At 35.6% G+C, this 19,711-nt stretch carries 9 protein-coding genes; 7 read left to right on the top strand and 2 right to left on the bottom strand.

Annotated elements, in window-relative coordinates; genetic code table 11:
* Positions 1-9 precede the first annotated feature (9 nt).
* The 4 genes from AC0L8O_RS16955 to AC0L8O_RS16940 all read left to right on the top strand — a co-directional run bounded on the left by AC0L8O_RS16955 (position 10) and on the right by AC0L8O_RS16940 (position 10,575).
* Positions 10-6,114, top strand: coding sequence for an immunoglobulin-like domain-containing protein (locus AC0L8O_RS16955; RefSeq protein ID WP_473443962.1), 6,105 nt, complete (start codon positions 10-12; stop codon positions 6,112-6,114).
* 878 nt (positions 6,115-6,992) lie between these two features.
* On the top strand, positions 6,993-8,579 hold the full coding sequence (locus AC0L8O_RS16950) for an extracellular solute-binding protein (protein ID WP_473443960.1): 1,587 nt from the start codon (positions 6,993-6,995) through the stop codon (positions 8,577-8,579).
* A 149-nt stretch (positions 8,580-8,728) separates the two neighbouring features.
* Positions 8,729-9,685 carry an ABC transporter permease gene (locus AC0L8O_RS16945; protein ID WP_473443958.1) on the top strand — a complete coding sequence of 319 codons (957 nt, stop codon included), beginning with the start codon at positions 8,729-8,731 and terminating at the stop codon, positions 9,683-9,685.
* Positions 9,686-9,696: 11 nt separating this feature from the next.
* The gene (locus AC0L8O_RS16940) at positions 9,697-10,575 is read left to right on the top strand and encodes a carbohydrate ABC transporter permease (RefSeq protein WP_473443956.1); all 879 of its coding nucleotides are present in this window, start codon (positions 9,697-9,699) and stop codon (positions 10,573-10,575) included.
* A 57-nt stretch (positions 10,576-10,632) separates the two neighbouring features.
* Here AC0L8O_RS16940 and AC0L8O_RS16935 read toward each other — a convergent pair whose 3' ends face one another.
* Complete coding sequence (locus AC0L8O_RS16935) at positions 10,633-12,870, bottom strand: alpha-galactosidase (protein WP_473443954.1); 2,238 nt, start codon at positions 12,868-12,870, stop codon at positions 10,633-10,635.
* A 467-nt stretch (positions 12,871-13,337) separates the two neighbouring features.
* On the opposite strand from AC0L8O_RS16935, the gene AC0L8O_RS16930 reads away from it, so the two are divergent.
* Complete coding sequence (locus tag AC0L8O_RS16930) at positions 13,338-14,345, top strand: LacI family DNA-binding transcriptional regulator (protein ID WP_473443952.1); 1,008 nt, start codon at positions 13,338-13,340, stop codon at positions 14,343-14,345.
* Positions 14,346-14,580: 235 nt separating this feature from the next.
* Entirely contained in the window at positions 14,581-17,046 is a 2,466-nt protein-coding gene (locus tag AC0L8O_RS16925; protein WP_473443950.1) for a beta-mannosidase, read from the top strand.
* A gap of 176 nt (positions 17,047-17,222) precedes the next feature.
* On the opposite strand, the gene melA is transcribed toward AC0L8O_RS16925, so the two are convergent.
* Positions 17,223-18,551, bottom strand: a complete 1,329-nt coding sequence (gene melA / locus AC0L8O_RS16920) for an alpha-galactosidase (RefSeq protein WP_473443948.1) — start codon at positions 18,549-18,551, stop codon at positions 17,223-17,225.
* A 177-nt stretch (positions 18,552-18,728) separates the two neighbouring features.
* Here melA and AC0L8O_RS16915 point away from each other — a divergent pair, with 177 nt between their 5' ends.
* On the top strand, positions 18,729-19,667 hold the full coding sequence (locus AC0L8O_RS16915; RefSeq protein ID WP_473443946.1) for an AraC family transcriptional regulator: 939 nt from the start codon (positions 18,729-18,731) through the stop codon (positions 19,665-19,667).
* Positions 19,668-19,711: the final 44 nt, after the last annotated feature.

Below are 19,711 nucleotides of genomic sequence, written 5' to 3'. Positions count from 1 at the left end.
AGTGAAAAAATGAAAAACAGAAAAAAGCTCTCGATCTGTTTATTAACAATTATGATGTTTAATCTTCTTTCAGGATTAATACCGCAATCATTATTTGCAGAAGAGCAAAGCTCAGCAACTCCTGAACTGATTCTTCATTATGATATGAAATCGAGTAGTAAAAATGGTGATCAACTGACATTGAATGATGTATCAGGAAATGAAGTGGCATTTGACGGAGCATTTAAAAATCCGGAAAATGGACAATTGGTTAAAAATGATGAAGTTGGATATGTTTCCTTTAATGGGGGTAGTTCTACGTCAAAAAGCGGATATATTGAGATCCCAAAAAGTGAAGATGGTTCAGATTTATTAACAGGTTTACAAGAAGTCACGATTTCCACTCTTGTGAATTGGACGAATGACGGTGCTAATCGTTGGATTTTTGGATTAGGGGCAGTCACAGATAATGCTGAAAACGGCAATAAATATTTCTTTGTTACGCCAAGACATGGCTCAGGAGATGTAGCTGCAACAGGGGTTTCTAAAGCCGGATGGAGAAATGAATCACTTGTAAAGGCAACATCGACTATGAGAACAGGTGAATGGGAAGTCGCTACCGTCGTTTTCTCGGAAAAATCCGATACAATGACATTATTCGTAAATGGAAAAAAGGTAGCTTCAGGCTCAGCAGGTGGAAAGAAACTGGCAGAGGTTATCGATCCTTCAGCTAGCTTCTCAGGCTTTATTGGAAAATCTATCTTTAAAAATGATCCATTTTTTAAAGGGATGATAGGAGACTTTCGTGTATATAATAGTGCACTCTCTGATGCACAGGTAGCGGATTTATATACAGAAACATCAAGTAAAATTGATAAAATCAATCAACTAGTTATCAATGATGCAACAGAATCTATGGATATTATTGATTATATAGATAGTGGTGATCAAGTAGATAGAATAACAACTAATATCGCACTTCCGACAAAAGGCAAGCATGGGGTAGATGTTACTTGGAGCTCAAGTAACACTGAAGTCATTGCAAATAACGGGAAAGTTACTCGTCCTGGTAAAACAGAAACAGATGTAGAAGTGGAGTTAACAGCAACCATCTCCTATGAAGGAGCTGAAAATGTGAAAAAGTTTGTTGTAACCGTTTTAAAAGAGTATTCTGATGATCAAGTAGTAGACCTAGACGCAGCAAACTTAGCACTTACTAACACTGATAAAGTAAAAGGGAATTTAACTTTACCGGTATCAGGCCTAGAAGGAAGCACGATTACTTGGGAATCATCAAACCCGCAAATTGTGAAAGGCTCAGCTGAGGCAGCTGATCATAATAAAATGCTAGGCTGGGTAACAAGACCTGAGGTTGATTCAGAAGTGACATTAACAGCAACAATCTCTAAAGGGAACGCTAAAACAACAAAAGCTTTTAAACTTAATGTAATAAAAGACCCTGGAAACTTAACATATGATGCCTATTTCTTCTCATATTTCACTGGAGAATATGAAGGTGGAGAGGAAATTTCTTTCGCAACAGCAGAAGATCCATTAAAGTGGCGTTCATTAAATAATGGACAATCGATCATTCAATCAACGATGGGTGAAAAGGGGCTTAGAGATCCATTTGTCATTCGTTCTCCTGAGGGAGATAAATTTTATATGTTGGCAACTGACTTGAAAATGGGTGAAAGTACGAACTTTGACCAAGCCCAAATCACCGGAAGTCATTCCCTCATGATTTGGGAATCAGATGATCTTGTTAATTGGAGTGAACAGCGAATGGTAGAGGTGGCTCCTAAAACGGGTGGAAACACGTGGGCACCTGAAGCTATTTATGATGAGAAATCTGGTGAATACGTTGTATTCTGGGCTTCTTCAATGAAAAACGAAGAAACATATGGGAACTATCCAAATGGAAGACCAGCAGGACAGTACAATGTCATGTATTACGCAACAACAAGAGACTTTCATACATTCTCTGAACCCAAAGTATTTATTGATGAAGGTTTCCCTACGATTGACACCAGCTTTATCGAAAATGATGGGACATTTTATCGATTTACAAAATCTGAAGTCAATTACAGAGTGTATTATGAGAAAGCAACAGATCTTTTCAATGACAAAGATGGAATCAAAGAAAATGGATTCCAATATGATGTGATCCCTGGAACAAAAGATGGGAACAGAGGCCTAATCGGTCATCAAGGGAACAACGAAGGACAAACCATTTTTAAAGACATCCATGAAGATAAATGGTATATGTTCTTAGATTCTTGGCCATATCATGTTCGTTGGTCAACGGACTTGGAAGATGGTACACAATTTGTGGACAATTTGCTTCCTGATTCAGAATACGCTCTTCCACCTGGTCCGCGACATGGAACCGTTATTCCAATCACGAATGAGGAATACAATGCCCTACAAAATAAATACGGTATGCCTGGACCTGAGAAATCTGATGACCCGGTTGTACATTATACATTTGATAAAGAAGATATGGATGGAACAACCGCTAAAGATGTTTCCAATAATGGGTTTGATGCAAAATTAGTTGGTGGATCTAAGATTGATTCAACTGACACAGTTGGGAAATCTTCTGGAGCAGTAGAATTAGATGGAAGTACAGGATATGTTGAACTTCCGCAAAATGTCATTAAAGATCTTAATCTAGAAAGTATGACAATGTCTACTTGGGTAAAAGTTGAAGGTGATCAAGAGAATCAACGAATTTTTGACTTTTCTTCTAATACAGGAAGAGTTGCAAACCGTAATACAATGTATTTGAGTACACAAGGTGATACAGGTAACTTGGAATTTGCTATTGTCACTCCTTTCACCGAAAAGTTTGCCGATCAAAATTCCCTTTTAGGAAGCTCATATAAATATGCTGTGAGAGCGCCGATGCTTTCTGCTAGTTCATGGCATCATGTAGCGATGACAATTGAAGGATTTGATGCTGTTTTATATGTGGATGGTAAAGAAGTTTCACGAAGCACAACATATAATGTAGAGCCTAGAATGTTATTAGAAACAACAATGAACTACCTAGGTAAGTCAAGCAATAACAATCACAGTCTCTTTAATGGGAAGTTTGATGACTTTAAAATTTACAACAGAGCTCTTAACGCAGAAGAAATTACTAGTTTAGCAGATGAAGAGGTTTCAACACCACCTGAAGAGGAGCCAGAAGAAGCGAAGTTAATTCTTGACTACGATATGAGTAAAGTGGAAGACACGAAAGTATTAGATCAAACAGGTACTTTTAATGGTAAACTTATCAACCCTCAAAACGCTGAAGTGATTAAAGGGGAAGAAGCTGGGGTTATCAATTTTAAAGGCGGCTCTACAAGCTCTTATATTGAAATGCCCCAAGGTGTGTTAAATGGGTTAGAAAGTGTAACCATTTCATCTTTAGTGAATTGGGATGGGAAGAACGAAGCTGAATGGTTATTTGCTTTAGGTCAGGATAGCAATAAATATCTATTTGCAACACCAAAACGAAATTCAGGCGATCGTTCTGCTCGAGTCGGAATTGCAACAGCAAGCTGGAGTAATGAAGCGGCAGCAAATGCGACAACTGGTTCATTAACGTCACATGAATGGAAACTGGTTACAGCTGTTATGTCAGGCAAAGATAAGACGTTAAAATTGTATGTTGACGGTGTTGAAGTTGCATCAGGTTCAACAAATGGATACACTTTAGCACAGATCAATAATGCGAACGGAAGAAGTGGATTCATTGGTCGCTCATTCTATTCGTCTGATCCATATTTTGGAGGAATGATTGCAGACTTTGAAATCTATAACGAAGCCTTAACAGCTGCAGAAGTTAGTGAATTAAAAGAAAAAGCAGATGAAAAAATTGCTAAAATGGAGGGTTTACTTCTCCAAAATGCGATCAAACAATTAGATTACTCAACAATTATTAATAAGAATGAAAACAAAGACAACATTACATCAGATTTAGTATTCCCTAAAACAGGAGCAAATGGAACTTCGATTACTTGGGAATCAAAAAATCAAGAGATCATTACGAATGAAGGAAAAGTTTCCAGACCTTCATATGAAGATGGAGACAAAACAGTTAAGATTGTAGCGACGATTACAGATGGTATAAATGAGGCGACAAAAGAGTTATCTGTTACTGTAGTAAAGAAACCACACGATTCTGTCGCAGTACAAACAGACGCAGAAGCATTAAAGGTTCATAACATTCGTGATGTTCGCGGAAATCTTACATTACCGACATCTGGAGAGAATGGCTCAAAGATTACTTGGAAATCAAGTGATTCAAAGATGATTACAGCAACTGGAGAAGTAAAACGCCCGGCACATGGTGAAGGAAATAAAAATGTGAAATTAACGGCAACGATCACATTAAATAAGGAAACAATTACAAAAGCATTTTTAGCAAATGTGAAAGAAATGCCGCAAAAACAAGCCTATGAAGGTTACGTTTTTAGTTACTTTACAGGCGAAGGCTACACAAATGGTGAACAAATTTATTTCGCTTTAAGTGAAGGCAATAATCCACTTAAATGGAATGAGTTAAACAATGGAGCACCAGCCATCACATCTAAATTAGGAGAAAAGGGACTTAGAGATCCGTTTATCATTCGTTCTCCTGAAGGTGATAAATTCTATTTAATTGCAACAGATCTAAAAGTCAATGGAGATTGGAATTGGGACCGTGCTCAAAGATCAGGTAGTCGATCGATCATGGTTTGGGAATCGACAGATTTGATTAATTGGTCTGAGCAAAGAATGGTTGAAGTAGCACCACCAGAGGCAGGAAATACATGGGCACCTGAAATCTTTTACGATGATACAACAGGAGAGTACGTCGTTTTCTGGGCATCAAAACTCTATGATAATGCCGATCATAGTGGCTCAACTTATAATAAAATGATGTACAGTAAAACAAGAGATTTCCATACATTTACTGAACCTGAAGTGTATATTGATCTTGGTTATTCAGTTATTGATACAACAATGATCAAACACGATGATAAAATTTACCGATTATCAAAAGATGAAAGAGACAATACGTCATCTTCACCAAACGGTAAGTTTATCTTCCAAGAGGCAGGAAACTCAGTCCTTGATCCTAACTACGAGCTTATTAAAGAAGGAATTGGTAAAGGCTCAATCGGTCAAGGTGAAGGTCCAACGATCTTTAAATCAAATACAGAAGAAAAATGGTATATGTTTATTGATGAGTTCGGCGGTAGAGGATATGTTCCTTTTGAAACAACGGATCTGCAGTCCGGCGAATGGAAAGTATCTGATAACTACGATTTACCAGCACGCCCACGTCATGGAACAGTACTTCCAGTAACCAAAGCGGAACATGAAGCCTTACTAAAAACAGTTCCGGCAGTTAACGTTCCAAGTGCTGAACAACATCCAACAAGTGTAACACTTGATCAGGAAGCAGTCACGTTGTCAGAAGGTAAAACAGGAACACTGCATGCAACAGTTACACCTAATGATGCTGTCAATAAAGCGGTTGTATGGTCTAGTAATAATGAAGAAGTTGCAACCGTTGACGAAAATGGAAAAGTTACGGCTAAAAAAGAAGGGAAAGCAAAAATCACTGTAACAACAGTTGATGGTGGTTTAATGGCGGTGAGTGAAGTAACTGTCGAGAAGCCAAAGGATACAACACCACCAGTAATTGAATTTAACGGTTACCAAGAAACATATACCGTTGATTCAAATATTAAGATTACTTGTACCATCACCGATGATTTGTCTGGTATCGCTTCAAAAGAATGTGAAAATATTGAGGGACCAGCTTATGAATTTGAGCTAGGAATCAATAAATTTACGGCTACAGCGACAGACAAAGCAGGCAATACGGCAAAAGCAGAGATCGAATTTACAGTGACTGTTGATTTTGATAGTTTAGGTCGCTTAACAGAGGCGATGGTAACCAAAGAAGGAATAGCTGACGCCCTAGTGAAAAAGCTTCAATCTGCGAAAGCTTCAAAAGCAAAAGGCAATCAACAGGCAATGAATGGTCAACTTAACGCTTATCAAAATCAATTAAAGGCTCAAACAGGAAAATCAATTTCTATAGAAAATTCAAAGATATTGATTGATCTATTAAAGAAATTGAAAGGTTAATATACGAATAAAAAACTAGCTTCTTAGTCTCAGGACAGGAGGCTGGTTTTTATTTTTAGACTCTTTACGATAAGATTGTTGTATTTTTCTATGATCTTTAAACAAGCATTTGGATCTGTTTCTAAGATGATACCCGTGAAAAGGGGGACAAACCGTCTGATTACGCTACAAATCAATTTAAGTGGAGCTATTAGGTTTATTTATGATACTGGAGGTTTATTCGTAATCTTTCTTAAAAGAAAAAGATAAAAGAGGCTCAATGAGTTGGCTGGTAAGAGTAAAACTTATATTGAGTCTTTTTTATGTGAGGTTGGAATAAGTGTTTAAAAAAGTTCAAAAAAATTATCAGATGTAATATTTTGTTAACATATTAAGTTATCGATTATCATAAATAAACTTTGTGTAAAGTAATAGAACTTCTTAAAATATGTTTTCTTTAATTATTTTGTAAATATAATAAAATGTAAGGTTAATTTTAGAATATTCAAAATATTGATAAAAATTGTATTGACGTTATATATCAACGAACTTAAAATGAAGAAGTAATGAATAAGCACATGCTAAATTCTAAATTCAAAGGAGAAAGGAGAGAAAGATTTTAACTATTTTTATATAGTGTATTTCATAAAAAACAGAGTTTATTTATTTACTTAATAAAGTAAACGTACGTATTTTGGTTTGAAATTAATGTGTATGCTAGTTAATTACTTAATTAATAGAGGTATAGATTAAAAGGATTCAAATAAATTTCATATTAATTAATTAGGTATTTGTAAGCGTATACATAAGTGATCGTTTACTTGTTAAGAACTGAAACTTAGATTTGGGACTTAGGGTATGGGAATTTTACACATTTAACATTAAAGGGGGACAATCAATTGAAAAAAGGTTTGTTATCAGGTATAGCGATTTCTCTAACTCTTTCGTCATTATTAATGGCATGTTCGAATGAAGAAGCTAGTAAAGATACGAAAAAAAGCGACGGAACAGGAACATTAGATGTAAGTTTAGCTTTAATGGGTGGGCCTAAAACCCCGAATGCCTGGACTGAAACAGCTCTTGAGGAAGATCTTACGGGTCACCTGGGAAGAGAAGTAAATATAGAAAATATCTTTCTGCCTGGTTGGGAGGAAGCAAAGACAAAAATCAACCTGCTTATGAGTGATACGAGTCAAATGCCTGATGTAATGTGGCACTGGGATATGAATAAAGAATTCCAAAGTTGGGCAAAAGCTGGAGCTGTACAAGATCTAACGCCATATTTGCAGGAAAATGGAAAAAATATAATTAATTATTATTCGAAAGAAACAATGTTTTACCATTGGGATCCAAGTGGAAAGATCTTTAGAATTCCAGGGGATGTATCTGAGCCGGGGACAATGACAACAATTATTCGAAAAGATTGGTTAGAAAAACTAGGTCTTGAAGTTCCGACAACGGTTGATGAATATATCGAAGTATTAAAGGCGTTCACTCATGATGATCCAGATGGAAATGGTAAGGATGATACATATGGTATTTCGGGAGAGAATCTTTACCGTGCATTTGCACCATTCTTCCTTGCTTATGGTGTAGATCCTGATCAGTTTATGATTACAGAAGATGGTACGGTGAAATATGGTTCAACACTTCCGGAAGTAAGAGAAGTATTACAGATTTTACAGGACTTATATAAAGAGGGTGTTATTGACCCGCGTATGTTATCACCAATTGAGCAAGCAAAAGTAGACGAAATTATGGCTAACGGTAAGATCGGTTCAATTTATCGTTGGGTAGCATTTTTTAATCCTGACTTTAATCATCATATGTCATTTAAAGCAATCAATCCCGATGGTGAGTATATGCCGATTGAGCCGATTAAAGGACCAGATGGTTTTGCTTCAGATTTACCGGCAGATGAAATTGGCTGGTCTTTCCTATCCGTCACGGCTGCAGCTGAAGAGCCTGGTGAAGTGGTAAAGGTTATTGATCGTATTGCATCGCCTGAAACCTATAAGCTCGTAACGTATGGCAAGGAAGGTGAACACTATGAGATGAAGGATGGACAATATAAAAGTTTGGTGAACCCGGATGAAATGAATAAATTGGGTCTAGGAAACTACAATTGGTATGTTCAAAGAAAAGATGAAGCAAATATTCAAAATACACCAGAAGTTATTGAATTATTCAATAAGAGAGCCGAAACATCTATGCCGATTAGAGAAAAAACGGTCTTCTTTAAAGCGATCTCCCGTCCTGCCTGGACTGAGTATGGAACAGATATTAATACGTTGAGAGATGAAACATTCTGGGGCATTATATCCGGTAATTTAGAAATTAGTGCGTTTGATGAATTTGTTAAAAAGTATCCTGAACTTGGTGGTAACGAGGTAGATGAGGAGGCGAACACGCTTTACAAAGAGCAGGAGAAGGAATTTGAAGAATTCAGCAAATGGTATGACGAAAACATAGAGCCGTATAAATAAAGCTTTTGTTAAATCTCTTCGTTTTAAGAAGTTAACTGAATCTAGTAAAGTTCTCTGAAGGCTGGCTCAAAAATTGATTTGAGTCAGCTATCCATCTTGTTAGTTATCGAGAGTGGATGGTTGTAAGGGACAGGATCGGAGTGAAAAACGTGGAACTTCAAAAAGAACAACTATTGAGTACCGGGGTTAAAATAAAAACCAAAAGAAGTATTTGGAAAGACTTTAGTCGGGATCGGTATCTATATCTTCTGCTTCTTCCGGGGTTAATTTATTTATTTGTATTTAAGTATTTACCGATGTATGGGATTGTTATTGCGTTTAAGGATTATAACATTATAACAGGAATTATGAATAGCCCGTGGGTTGGATTAGAACAATTTGAAAGATTGTTTCGAACACCTGATTTTTCACAAATTTTCTTCAATACGTTAATTATAAGCGGATTAAAGCTTTTGGTAGGATTTCCTGCTCCGATTATTTTAGCGCTATTATTAAATGAATTAAGACATATGGCTTTTAAACGGTTCACACAATCTATTATTTATTTACCTCATTTTGTTTCCTGGGTTATTTTTGCCGGTATTATTATGACTTTCCTTAATCCTGTTGATGGATTATTTAATCATATTATTAAAGGCTTTGGCGGAGAACCGATTAGTTTCCTAACAAGCAAAGAGCATTTTCGTTCAATTTTGGTTATTTCAGACGTGTATAAAGAAATGGGATGGGGGACCATTATTTATTTAGCGGCCATGACAGGTGTTAATCCCGATCTGTATGAAGCATCCCGCATGGACGGTGCAAATAAATTTAAGCAGATGTGGCATGTTACCCTTCCATCGATTCGTCCAGTTATTTTAATTATGCTTATCCTAAGTCTCGGTAATATTCTTGAAGCAGGTTTCCTGCAAATTTATCTTCTATATAGTCCTCTCGTATATGATGTGGCTGATGTAATCGACACATATGTTTACCGAAGAGGTATTCAAGAAGCGAATTACAGTTTAGCTACTGCTGCAGGTTTGTTTAAATCACTTATTGCATTAGTGTTGATTGTGACAGCGAATAAAATTGTTAAAAAATCTGGTCAAGAAGGACTGTGGTAGGAGGAATATTAATGGTAGGAATAACAAAAGGAGAAAGGGTTTTCCTAATTTTTAATTATCTTTTTATGTCATTGCTCGTTATCATCATGATCTTTCCTTTTTGGTATTTAATTATGGGATCATTAAGTGATGCGAAGTTAGCGGCAGGAGGAGGGTTATTTTTATTACCTGAAGGATTCTCGCTTGATTCATACACAGCGATCTTGCAAAATAGTTCCTTTTTGAGTGGATTTAAGACAACGGTTATTACAACATTAGCAGGTACATTTTTAGGAACCTTTTTCACAGCGACAACAGCGTATGCCATTTCAAAAAAGAGATTACGAGGAGCCAAACTCTTTTCATTTTTGATTTTATTTACCATGTTATTCAACGGAGGTTTAATTCCTAATTACTTACTAATAAAAGAATTAGGGATGATGAACACGCTATGGGCTTTAATTTTACCTAATGCGATTAGTGCATTCAATATCTTTGTAATGACGAGCTTTTTTAGAGGTATTCCAGATACATTAGAAGAAGCCGCTAAAATAGATGGTGCAAATGATTTAACGATCTTTTTCCGAATTGTGTTACCTCTATCTAAACCGGTTTTAGCTACTATCGGTTTGTTCATTGCTGTGTTCTATTGGAATGAATTCTTTTCAACTGTTCTTTATATAACGGATAAAGAAAAATGGCAGCTGCAAGCAGTTCTGAGGGATTTAATCAGTAATACATCACAAGTACTTCAAAGCTCAGGGACAACGATCGGATTCCAGAAAAATATTTCGGAGTCTACAGTTCGTATGGCAGCAATCATTGTTTCAACAGTGCCAATTCTTATTGTTTATCCATTCTTACAAAAGCATTTTGCTAAAGGGGCTATGATTGGGTCTATTAAAGGGTGATAAGAAGGTAAAAAAAGTACGTGTTTCGACACGTACTTTTTTGTTTTTTTACCTATTCTATTGATTAGTAGCTTCCTTAATCACAAACAACTTAGAATAGTAATCATGCGGATGTTCCCGTGACCAGTACTCTGATGCACGATCTGTATAGTTCCCTGCTAAGATAATACCGATGTTCATTAATTCATCACCATAATGTGTGGTAGTACTATTATTTATCGTATATAACTTGTCAGGGTCCAAACCTTTTATTTTTATTCGGTTATAGGAATCATTTGGTTTGGCAAGGACTTTATAGTACCCAGCAATTGCCTCTTTTTGATCTTGCGACACAACTATCCATGATGTCTCATTAGAAGTGAATGGATTTGAGATTCTGTAGAACGTTCCATTGTGTATCAACTCTCTATATTCTTTGAAAAATGATACCTGTTGCTTTACTTTTTCTTTTTCATCGTCAGATAATTTCGTTACATCCAATTCATATCCGAACGTGCCGAAGTAAGCTACATTTGCTCTGGTGTCAATTGGTGTCATGCGGCCAACTTGGTGATTTGGAACGGCAGAAACATGGCTTCCGATTGAACTTAGTGGATATACCATAGATGCGCCATATTGGATTTTGAGTCGTTCCACTGCATCTGTGTCGTCACTTGTCCAGGTTTGAGGTGCGTAGTAAAGCATACCGGGATCAAAACGAGCACCGCCGCCAGCACAAGATTCAAATAAAATATGAGGATATTTGTTTATTAATCTTTCGTATAAATCATAGACCCCTAAGATGTAGCGATGAAATACTTCACCCTGTTGATCTTTTTCTAAAACATGTGAATAAGCCTCTGTGATAAATCGATTCATATCCCATTTTATATAGGAGATCTTTGATTTTCTAATGATGTTATCCATAAGTGAAAAGATATGATCGACAACTTCCTTTCGGGAGAAATCAAGGACAAATTGATTTCTTCCATGTGACGCACGACGATTCGGAGTTGAAAGGATCCAGTCAGGATGTTCTTCAAACAATTTTGTTCCCTTACTGACCATTTCCGGTTCAAACCAAAGACCAAATTTCATTCCTAAGTCTTCTATTTTTTCAGATAGTCCATGGATTCCGTTTGGAAGTTTTTCTTCATACTCAAACCAATCCCCTAATGAGCTGGTATCATCATCACGTTTCCCGAACCAACCATCATCCAGTACAAATAATTCAATTCCCAAATCATTTGCTGATTCAACAATAGATAAAATTTTGTCTTCATTAAAATTAAAATAAGTTGCTTCCCAGTTATTAATTAAAATTGGACGAGTTCTATCACGCCAATAGCCTCGTGCCAACCTTTTTCGGTAAAGGTGATGGAAAGTTTGACTCATCTCATTTAATCCGTTGTTTGAGTAAACCATTACACATTCTGGCGTTTGGAAGGATTCATTAGGGCTTAATTTCCACTTGAATTGGAAAGGGTTAATGCCCATCATAACACGTGTGACATTGTAGGTGTCGACCTCAACCTGTCCAAGGAAGTTTCCACTGTAAACCAAGCTAAATCCAAAAGCTTCGCCTGAATGTTCGGTTGCATCCAATCTTTTTAAAGCGAGAAATGGGTTATGTATATGACTGCTTGCTCCTCTTGCGCTGGAAATAGATTGGATACCTTTAGCTAGCTTCCTTGTCTCCATTTGTGTTTCTCTAGCCCAGGCGCCATAAAGGTGAATCATTTCGTATTGATCGTCCGGAAAATCTACACTGGCACTCATTGCTTGATCGAGAAAAATTGGGACAAATCCTTCATTTAAAAACTTTGCATTTCTTGTTACAACATTACGGTCTGCGTATATCGTGTAGCTTAAGATAAGTTTCGTTTTCAGCACGGTATCATATAACAAAATTTCAAGCGTTTCTGCTTCATTCTGTTCTTCAATATATGTGGCTGGTAATCCCTCTAATGCAGGTTTGCCTTTTATCACTTGGAAACTATCATACTGGAAGTTTGTAATATGGGCATTGGCCTGATCTGTAATAGAGTGTGCCGGGTAACGAAAGTCAGTAGTCCCATAGCTTGGATATTCTTGTTTAATATGTTCCAAAGAAGACGTATGGTCACCTTCGAACATGTTGCTTGACGGTCTAACTTCACGTTCAATGAGATGGTAAAAGCTATTTCGGTGTTTCACTCGGTTTCCGAAATATACATGTTCTAGTTGATGGCTTTTCTCTAAAACTCTAAAAATATAACTAACATTTTCGTTAAATAAGTGAAACTCTTTTGACTCGTTATTTACTTTAATTGGCATAAAAGGTCACCTCGTTTATTTAGCTACTCTTATAACTTAAGTTTATTAAGTTATAAGAAGGTTATCGTTAATTTATATTTATTGTATCACTTCCTTAATAGAAAAAAATATGTTTTTAAAAGAAAAACTTTGATATATAAGGATCATTAGGGCGTAATTGTTTATTTTGCTTCCACTTTATTAATAGAAAACGTATAAAAAGAAAACGGTATACACTTTTGGGTAATGGGGTTTATGCTAATTTTGTTAACTAAAAATTAGATTTAATATTAGGTAATAACCTTTTAGAACATTAGATGTATGTACCAATGTAAAGATTTGATTATGAAAAATCTGAAATTATTTGAAGTTGCTAGCAAATCATACTATTATTTACTTACATGTTATTCAATATTTACGTATATACAAATGTGTAATATGTAAGGATAATAAAAATAAAGAATATTTAATCGAAAGGGGGAAGATGAATGAAAAATAATGTGACAATGAGAGATATAGCTGACAAGCTTGGCGTAAGTAGTGTAACGGTATCGAAAGCGCTTAATGATAAAGAAGGTGTTGGTGAAGAGTTAAAACTAAAGATAAAGGCTCTTGCTGAACAGATGGGATATAGATATAATGCTATGGCAAAATCGATGAAGGAAGGTTTGTCGTATAACATTGGAGTTATTATTCCTGAACGATTTGCCGGAACTGGACAATCTTCATTTTATTTAAATGTATATAAAAGTATTACGAAAATTTTAGAGAACCAGGGGTATTACGGCATTTTGAATATTTTGAGTCATAGTGATGAAAAACAACTAAATCTTCCCAGAATTTATAACGAAAATAAGGTCGATGGTTTCATTATACTAGGGCAAATTAGTAAAGCTTATATTCAAAAAATACAGGAGATTGATATACCGAAAGTGTTCCTCGATTTCTATGATGAACATGCCGACATTGACTCGGTTACCACTGATAACTTTTATGCAGCATATGAGTTGACAAATTATCTTTTTCATAATGGCCATCAAGAGATTGCATATGTCGGAAATCTGTATTCAACTAGCAGTATCCAAGATCGCTTTTTAGGATATTATAAGTCCCTTCTTGAACATGGAAGACAGCTAAATCAAGAATATATTATTAATGACCGGGATGAAGAGGGTACATACATAGATATTAAATTACCAGAGACTCTGCCAACTGCGTTTGTATGTAATTGTGATCAAGTAGCCCACAACTTGGTTCAGAAACTTAATAAAGAAGGTCATAAAGTACCGGAAGACTGTTCTGTTGTAAGTTTTGATAATGATATATATGCTACAATTACTGACCCTGCCCTGACAACAGTTGAAGTTGATATTGAACAAATGGCTACTAACTCTGTGAATTTTGTTCTTGAGAAATTAAAAGACAAAAATAAAACATTTGGTCGTGTACTTGTAAAAGGGAAAATAATATATAGAAATTCTGTTAAGAAACTTTAAAAACAAGGTGTAATGTATACCTTGTTTTTCTTTTAAAGATAATTATCTAAAATTGAAGATATTCCCTAACAAAGTATATGTTAGGACGTTTAAGTTACAAATTATTAAGAAATGTTTCAAGGTAATTAAATTAATAATAATTGACAAGAAAGCGCTATCAAACTAAAATTAATTATAAGCTATACGGTAACTTAAAAATAAAGTTATAAAATATAAATAAAATGGGGTTGGGTAAATGGAAAAAGTCTGTTTGAATGGTGCATGGGAAATGAAGAGCACGGATGGAGCAACATGTTTGGAAGCATCAGTACCGGGATCTGTTATGAATGATCTTTTAATGCATGGTGAAATTGATGATCCTTTCTACCGGGATAATGAACGATTTGCCTATGATATTTCTTCTAAAGACTATGTATATATTCGTAAATTTTTTGTTGAAGATAATCTACTACACTACAAAAATCTTGTTTTGAGATTTGATGGACTGGATTCAATTTCGGAGATAAAACTTAATGGAAAAAGCATTGCAAAGACAAACAATATGCATCGTATATATGAGTTCGATGTTAAATCATTTTTAGTTGCTGGTAAAAATGTTTTGGAAGTGACTCTCTTCTCACCAATACAATACATCTCAGCTAAACAAAAGGAAGAAAAGCTATGGGGTGTGGTAGATGCAATAGAAGGCTATCCGCATATTCGTAAAGGACACAGTATGTTTGGCTGGGATTGGGGGCCGAAAATTCCAGATATGGGGATTTGGAGAGATGTGTCACTTCTAGCCTGGGATACGGGCCGTATAGATGATGTTTATGTCACTCAAAAACATGAAGAAAATGAAGTAGAAGTAAATGTGCGAGTTAAAGTGGAAACAAGTGATTCGGATGATCAAGTGAATCTTATGGTGAAGATGGCAAATCCTTCAGGTGGAGAAGAGACATTCTGTATTAAACATATCTTAAAGGAAGAAGTCATCACGTTCAATGTCATGGATCCGCAATTATGGTGGCCGAATAATTATGGTCAGCAACCATTATATAAAATAGAGGTTATAACGTCTAATGAAGCTGGTGTCATAGATCAAAAAGTACTTACTATCGGACTTCGGACAATAAAGGTTAAACATGAACCAGATCAATGGGGTAAATCTTTTGAATTTGAAGTGAATGGTTTATCCATTTTCGCAATGGGAGCAAATTATATACCTGAAGACAGCTTACTTGCACGTAATTCTATGGAACGTACAGAACAGCTTATTAATGATTGTGTGGAAGCGAATTTTAATATGATTCGTGTATGGGGAGGGGGAACTTATCCTGAGGATTATTTCTTTGACTTATGTGATCAAAAGGGAATAATTGTTTGGCAGGATTTCATGTTTGCATGTAGTGTGTATGATTTGAATGAAGAATTTCGAACAAATGTAGAACAAGAGGTCATCGATAATGTGAAGCGAATTAGGCACCATGCCAGTTTAGGTATTTGGTGTGGAAATAATGAAGTAGAGGAAGCATGGGTTTACTGGGGAGATATGCCTGCCGAGGATTATAAGCACAAAGCTGATTATATCAAATTATTCGAATTTATTATACCGGAGATGGTAAAAGAAATTGATCCGCAAACATTCTACTGGTCATCATCTCCCTCTTCAGGTGGCGGGTTTAATGAACCTAGAAATCCAAACGAAGGAGATATGCATTATTGGGAAGTATGGCATGGACTAAAACCTTTTTCAGAGTATGAAAAGTTTCATTTCCGTTTTTGCTCTGAATTTGGTTTTCAATCTTTTCCTTCTATGAAGACAATCAATACTTTTACAGAGCCGGAAGACCTTAATATTTTTTCTCATGTAATGGAAAATCATCAAAAAAACGGTGCTGCAAATGGGAAGATCTTATTTTATCTATCAGAAAATTTTCTATATCCAAAGGATTTTGATTCTTTACTGTATGCTTCACAGCTTCTACAGGCAGAGGCGATAAAGTACGGTGTTGAACATTGGCGGAGAAACCGCGGTCGTTGTATGGGATCTCTGTATTGGCAGTTAAACGACTGCTGGCCTGTTGCATCATGGTCAAGCTTGGATTATTTTGGACGATGGAAAGCCCTTCATTATTTCGCGAAGAACTTTTATGCTCCTGTATTAATGTCATTAAGAGAAGATGGCTCAGACGTTGAGATTCATTTGACGAATGATACATTAGCCTCAATTGATACAAGCATTGAATGGACATTACGAAAAAATACGTCTGAAATAATCACTCAAGGAACTGTTCAGTCGGTTGCTAAGAGTTTGTCGGTACAGGAATGTGAAAGACTACCATTGGGGGAATATGTATCAGAAGAAAATAAAAGATATACTTATCTGGAATGCAAATTATTTGTAAAAGGAGAACAAGTGGCAGTAAAAACCTTATTGTTCACGAAACCTAAACATTTTAGCTTCTTAAATCCTGAGCTAACATGTGAGGTAACTGAAACGACTGATACGTTTGAAGTTGAGATATCTTCTCAAGCATTTGCAAAGTATATAGAATTAGATTTACATAAAGCAGATTGTAAATTTAACGATAATTATTTTGATTTATCTGCAGGTGATGTAAGAACAATTACGGTTAAAAAAGAGAGTCTTAGTGAAAAACTTAGTCTAAACTCATTTAAAGATCAGGTAAAACTGAGAAGCGTTTATGACATTGCATAAGTAGGAAAGGGCCGCACATATATATTTTTAATCAAGGATCTTCTGAAGAAGTAAGACTTGGTTCGAGTTATCAAAATAGGAAGCTTCAATCCCTTGATAGAGAAAGAGATTGAAGCTTTTCTTGTTTTTAATCTGTTTTAGCTAGTCATGTGAAAACCACCATGATCTCAATAATATTAAAATGAATTACTATATTGTTTGCTGCTTTCAAATGTTGGAATCCAGTCACCATGTGCTTCAATTAACTCATCACACATTGCAACGATCTTATCGATGGATAATTCAGCAGCTGTATGTGGATCCAGCATTGCAGCTTGATAAATATGTTCTCTTTTCTTTGTAACGGCTGCTTCGATTGTTAAAAGTTGTGTATTAATATTGGTTCGGTTCAGTGCTGCCAATTGTTCTGGTAGATCTCCAACATAGCATGGATTAATACCACTGCGGTCAGCAACGCAAGGGACTTCGACAACAGCGTTTTCAGGTAAATTACTAATTAAACGGCCCTTATTTAAGACATTCCCACCAAATTTAAAGGGAATGTTTGTTTCGATCGCTTCAATGATGCGTGAACCATATTCATGTGAGCGAGTGTGAGTCAGTTGAGCGTTGTTGACTACTTCATCACGCATTTTATTCCAACCTTCAATTTGCGCAATGCAGCGTCTTGGGTATTCATCAAGAGGGATGTTGAATTTTTCAATTAATTCAGGCTCATTTTGTTTAATGAAATACGGATGATATTCTGCATTATGCTCGGAAGATTCTGTAACATAGTAGCCGAATTTATCCATTAACTCAAAGCGTACCATATCATGATGTTTGGTTTTTTGTTTTTCTTTTGCACGTCTTTTAATTTCAGGATATAAATCCTGACCATTACGTTTAATTTCAAGTAACCATGCCATATGGTTTATACCGGCAATTTTTTCTTCAATTCCTTCATGATCCATTTCTAATGATTTTAGCAGATGTTCACTACAAATTTGTACGCTATGGCATAGGCCAATTGTCTTCACATTTGTGAAACGGAGCATGGCTCCAGTTAAAGCTGCCATCGGGTTTGTATAATTTAAAAATAAGGCATCGGGACAAACTTCTTCGATATCCCTAGCGAAATCCATCATAACTGGAATAGTACGTAACGATCGGAAAATCCCACCTATTCCAACTGTATCTGCAATTGTTTGACGAAGACCATATTTTTTAGGAATTTCAAAATCAATGACAGTGCTTGGTTTGTATCCCCCTACTTGGATAGCATTAATGATATACTTAGCTCCCCGCAAGGCTTCTTTTCGATCAGAATACGCTTTTACTATGATATTCGCTTTTAAACTATGTTTTAAATTATTTAACATATTTTCTGAGTCTTTTAATCTCTGCTCGTCAATATCGAATAGTGCAAATTCAAAGCCTGATAATGCTGGAACAAACATACAATCACCTAGAACATTCTTTGCAAAAATTGTACTTCCTGCTCCTAGAAAGGTTATTTTAGACATTAAGAAATCCTCCTAAAAGATGAGGTAAGGAATGTCCCCTAGTAAAACCATGGCTAAAATTGCCTTAAATGAATAAGGGATCCTTACTTCAACTATTTATTATTTGTAGCTATAATAATGATAAAACGGTTACATACTTACCTCAATGGTAAGTTAGTGCGATTGGAGGGTAAAATATTGTCTATTTCATTCAAAGAAACTAAACCCAATTATGGGGTTTACGGATTTCGTTTTTACGACACACTTCCAAATGATGTTGCAAATTTAAGAGTAGTTGGTAAGGAAGAAATAAAGCAAGGTGATACCTATAATTGGCATGGGTTAAAACGAAAAGATATTGGCACATATGTGTTTCAATACACACTTTCCGGATTCGGAATGATTGAAATAAATGGAGGACGTTATTCGGTAAAACCAGGAGAAGCGTTTATTGTTGAGGTGCCCAGTAATCATCGCTACTATTTTCCTCAAGAAAGTGACAAATGGGAATTTATTTTTTTAACACTAGAGGGAAATGAAGCTTCTAAATGTTGGGGGAAAATTGTAGTGGAAAATGGTTCCATCTTAAAAGTTCCTCCTGATTCCAAATTAATTGAACTATTATTCGAAATCTATCAAAATACGAAAGAACAAAAAATGACAGATGCTTATTACGCCTCTTCAAAAGCCTATGAATTTATTATGGAAGTGTACCGTTATGCAAGAAATATTGAAGTAGTTGAGAATTTTTCCACTCAAATTACCAAGGCACTTTCATTTATCCAATCTAATTACCATGAACCAATTACTCTTGATGACATAGCAGATGCCGCAGGATATTCAAGATTTTACTTTATTAAACAATTTAAACGTAAACTCAAAATGCCACCTATGCAGTATCTAATGAAGATTCGAATACAAAAAGCAGTGGAGCTATTAAGATCAACAAACTCTAGTGTTTCTGATATTGCATGTAAGGTGGGTTTTTCAAATGCCAATTACTTCAACAAAGTATTTAGAAAAACAATCGGTGTTTCAGCTGGAGCTTTTCGGGAGAATAAGGATATTATCGGAATTGATCATTTAGTTATAGATAATGCTGCTCCTTGTAATTTGAAAACGGGGAATAACGAATAAAAGTGATAAATACGTAAGAGGATAAATAAAATTTTCTATTTATT

The organism is Metabacillus sp. KJ11-3 (genome assembly GCF_055808295.1).
This window is presented reverse-complemented; position numbering and strand designations above follow the sequence as displayed.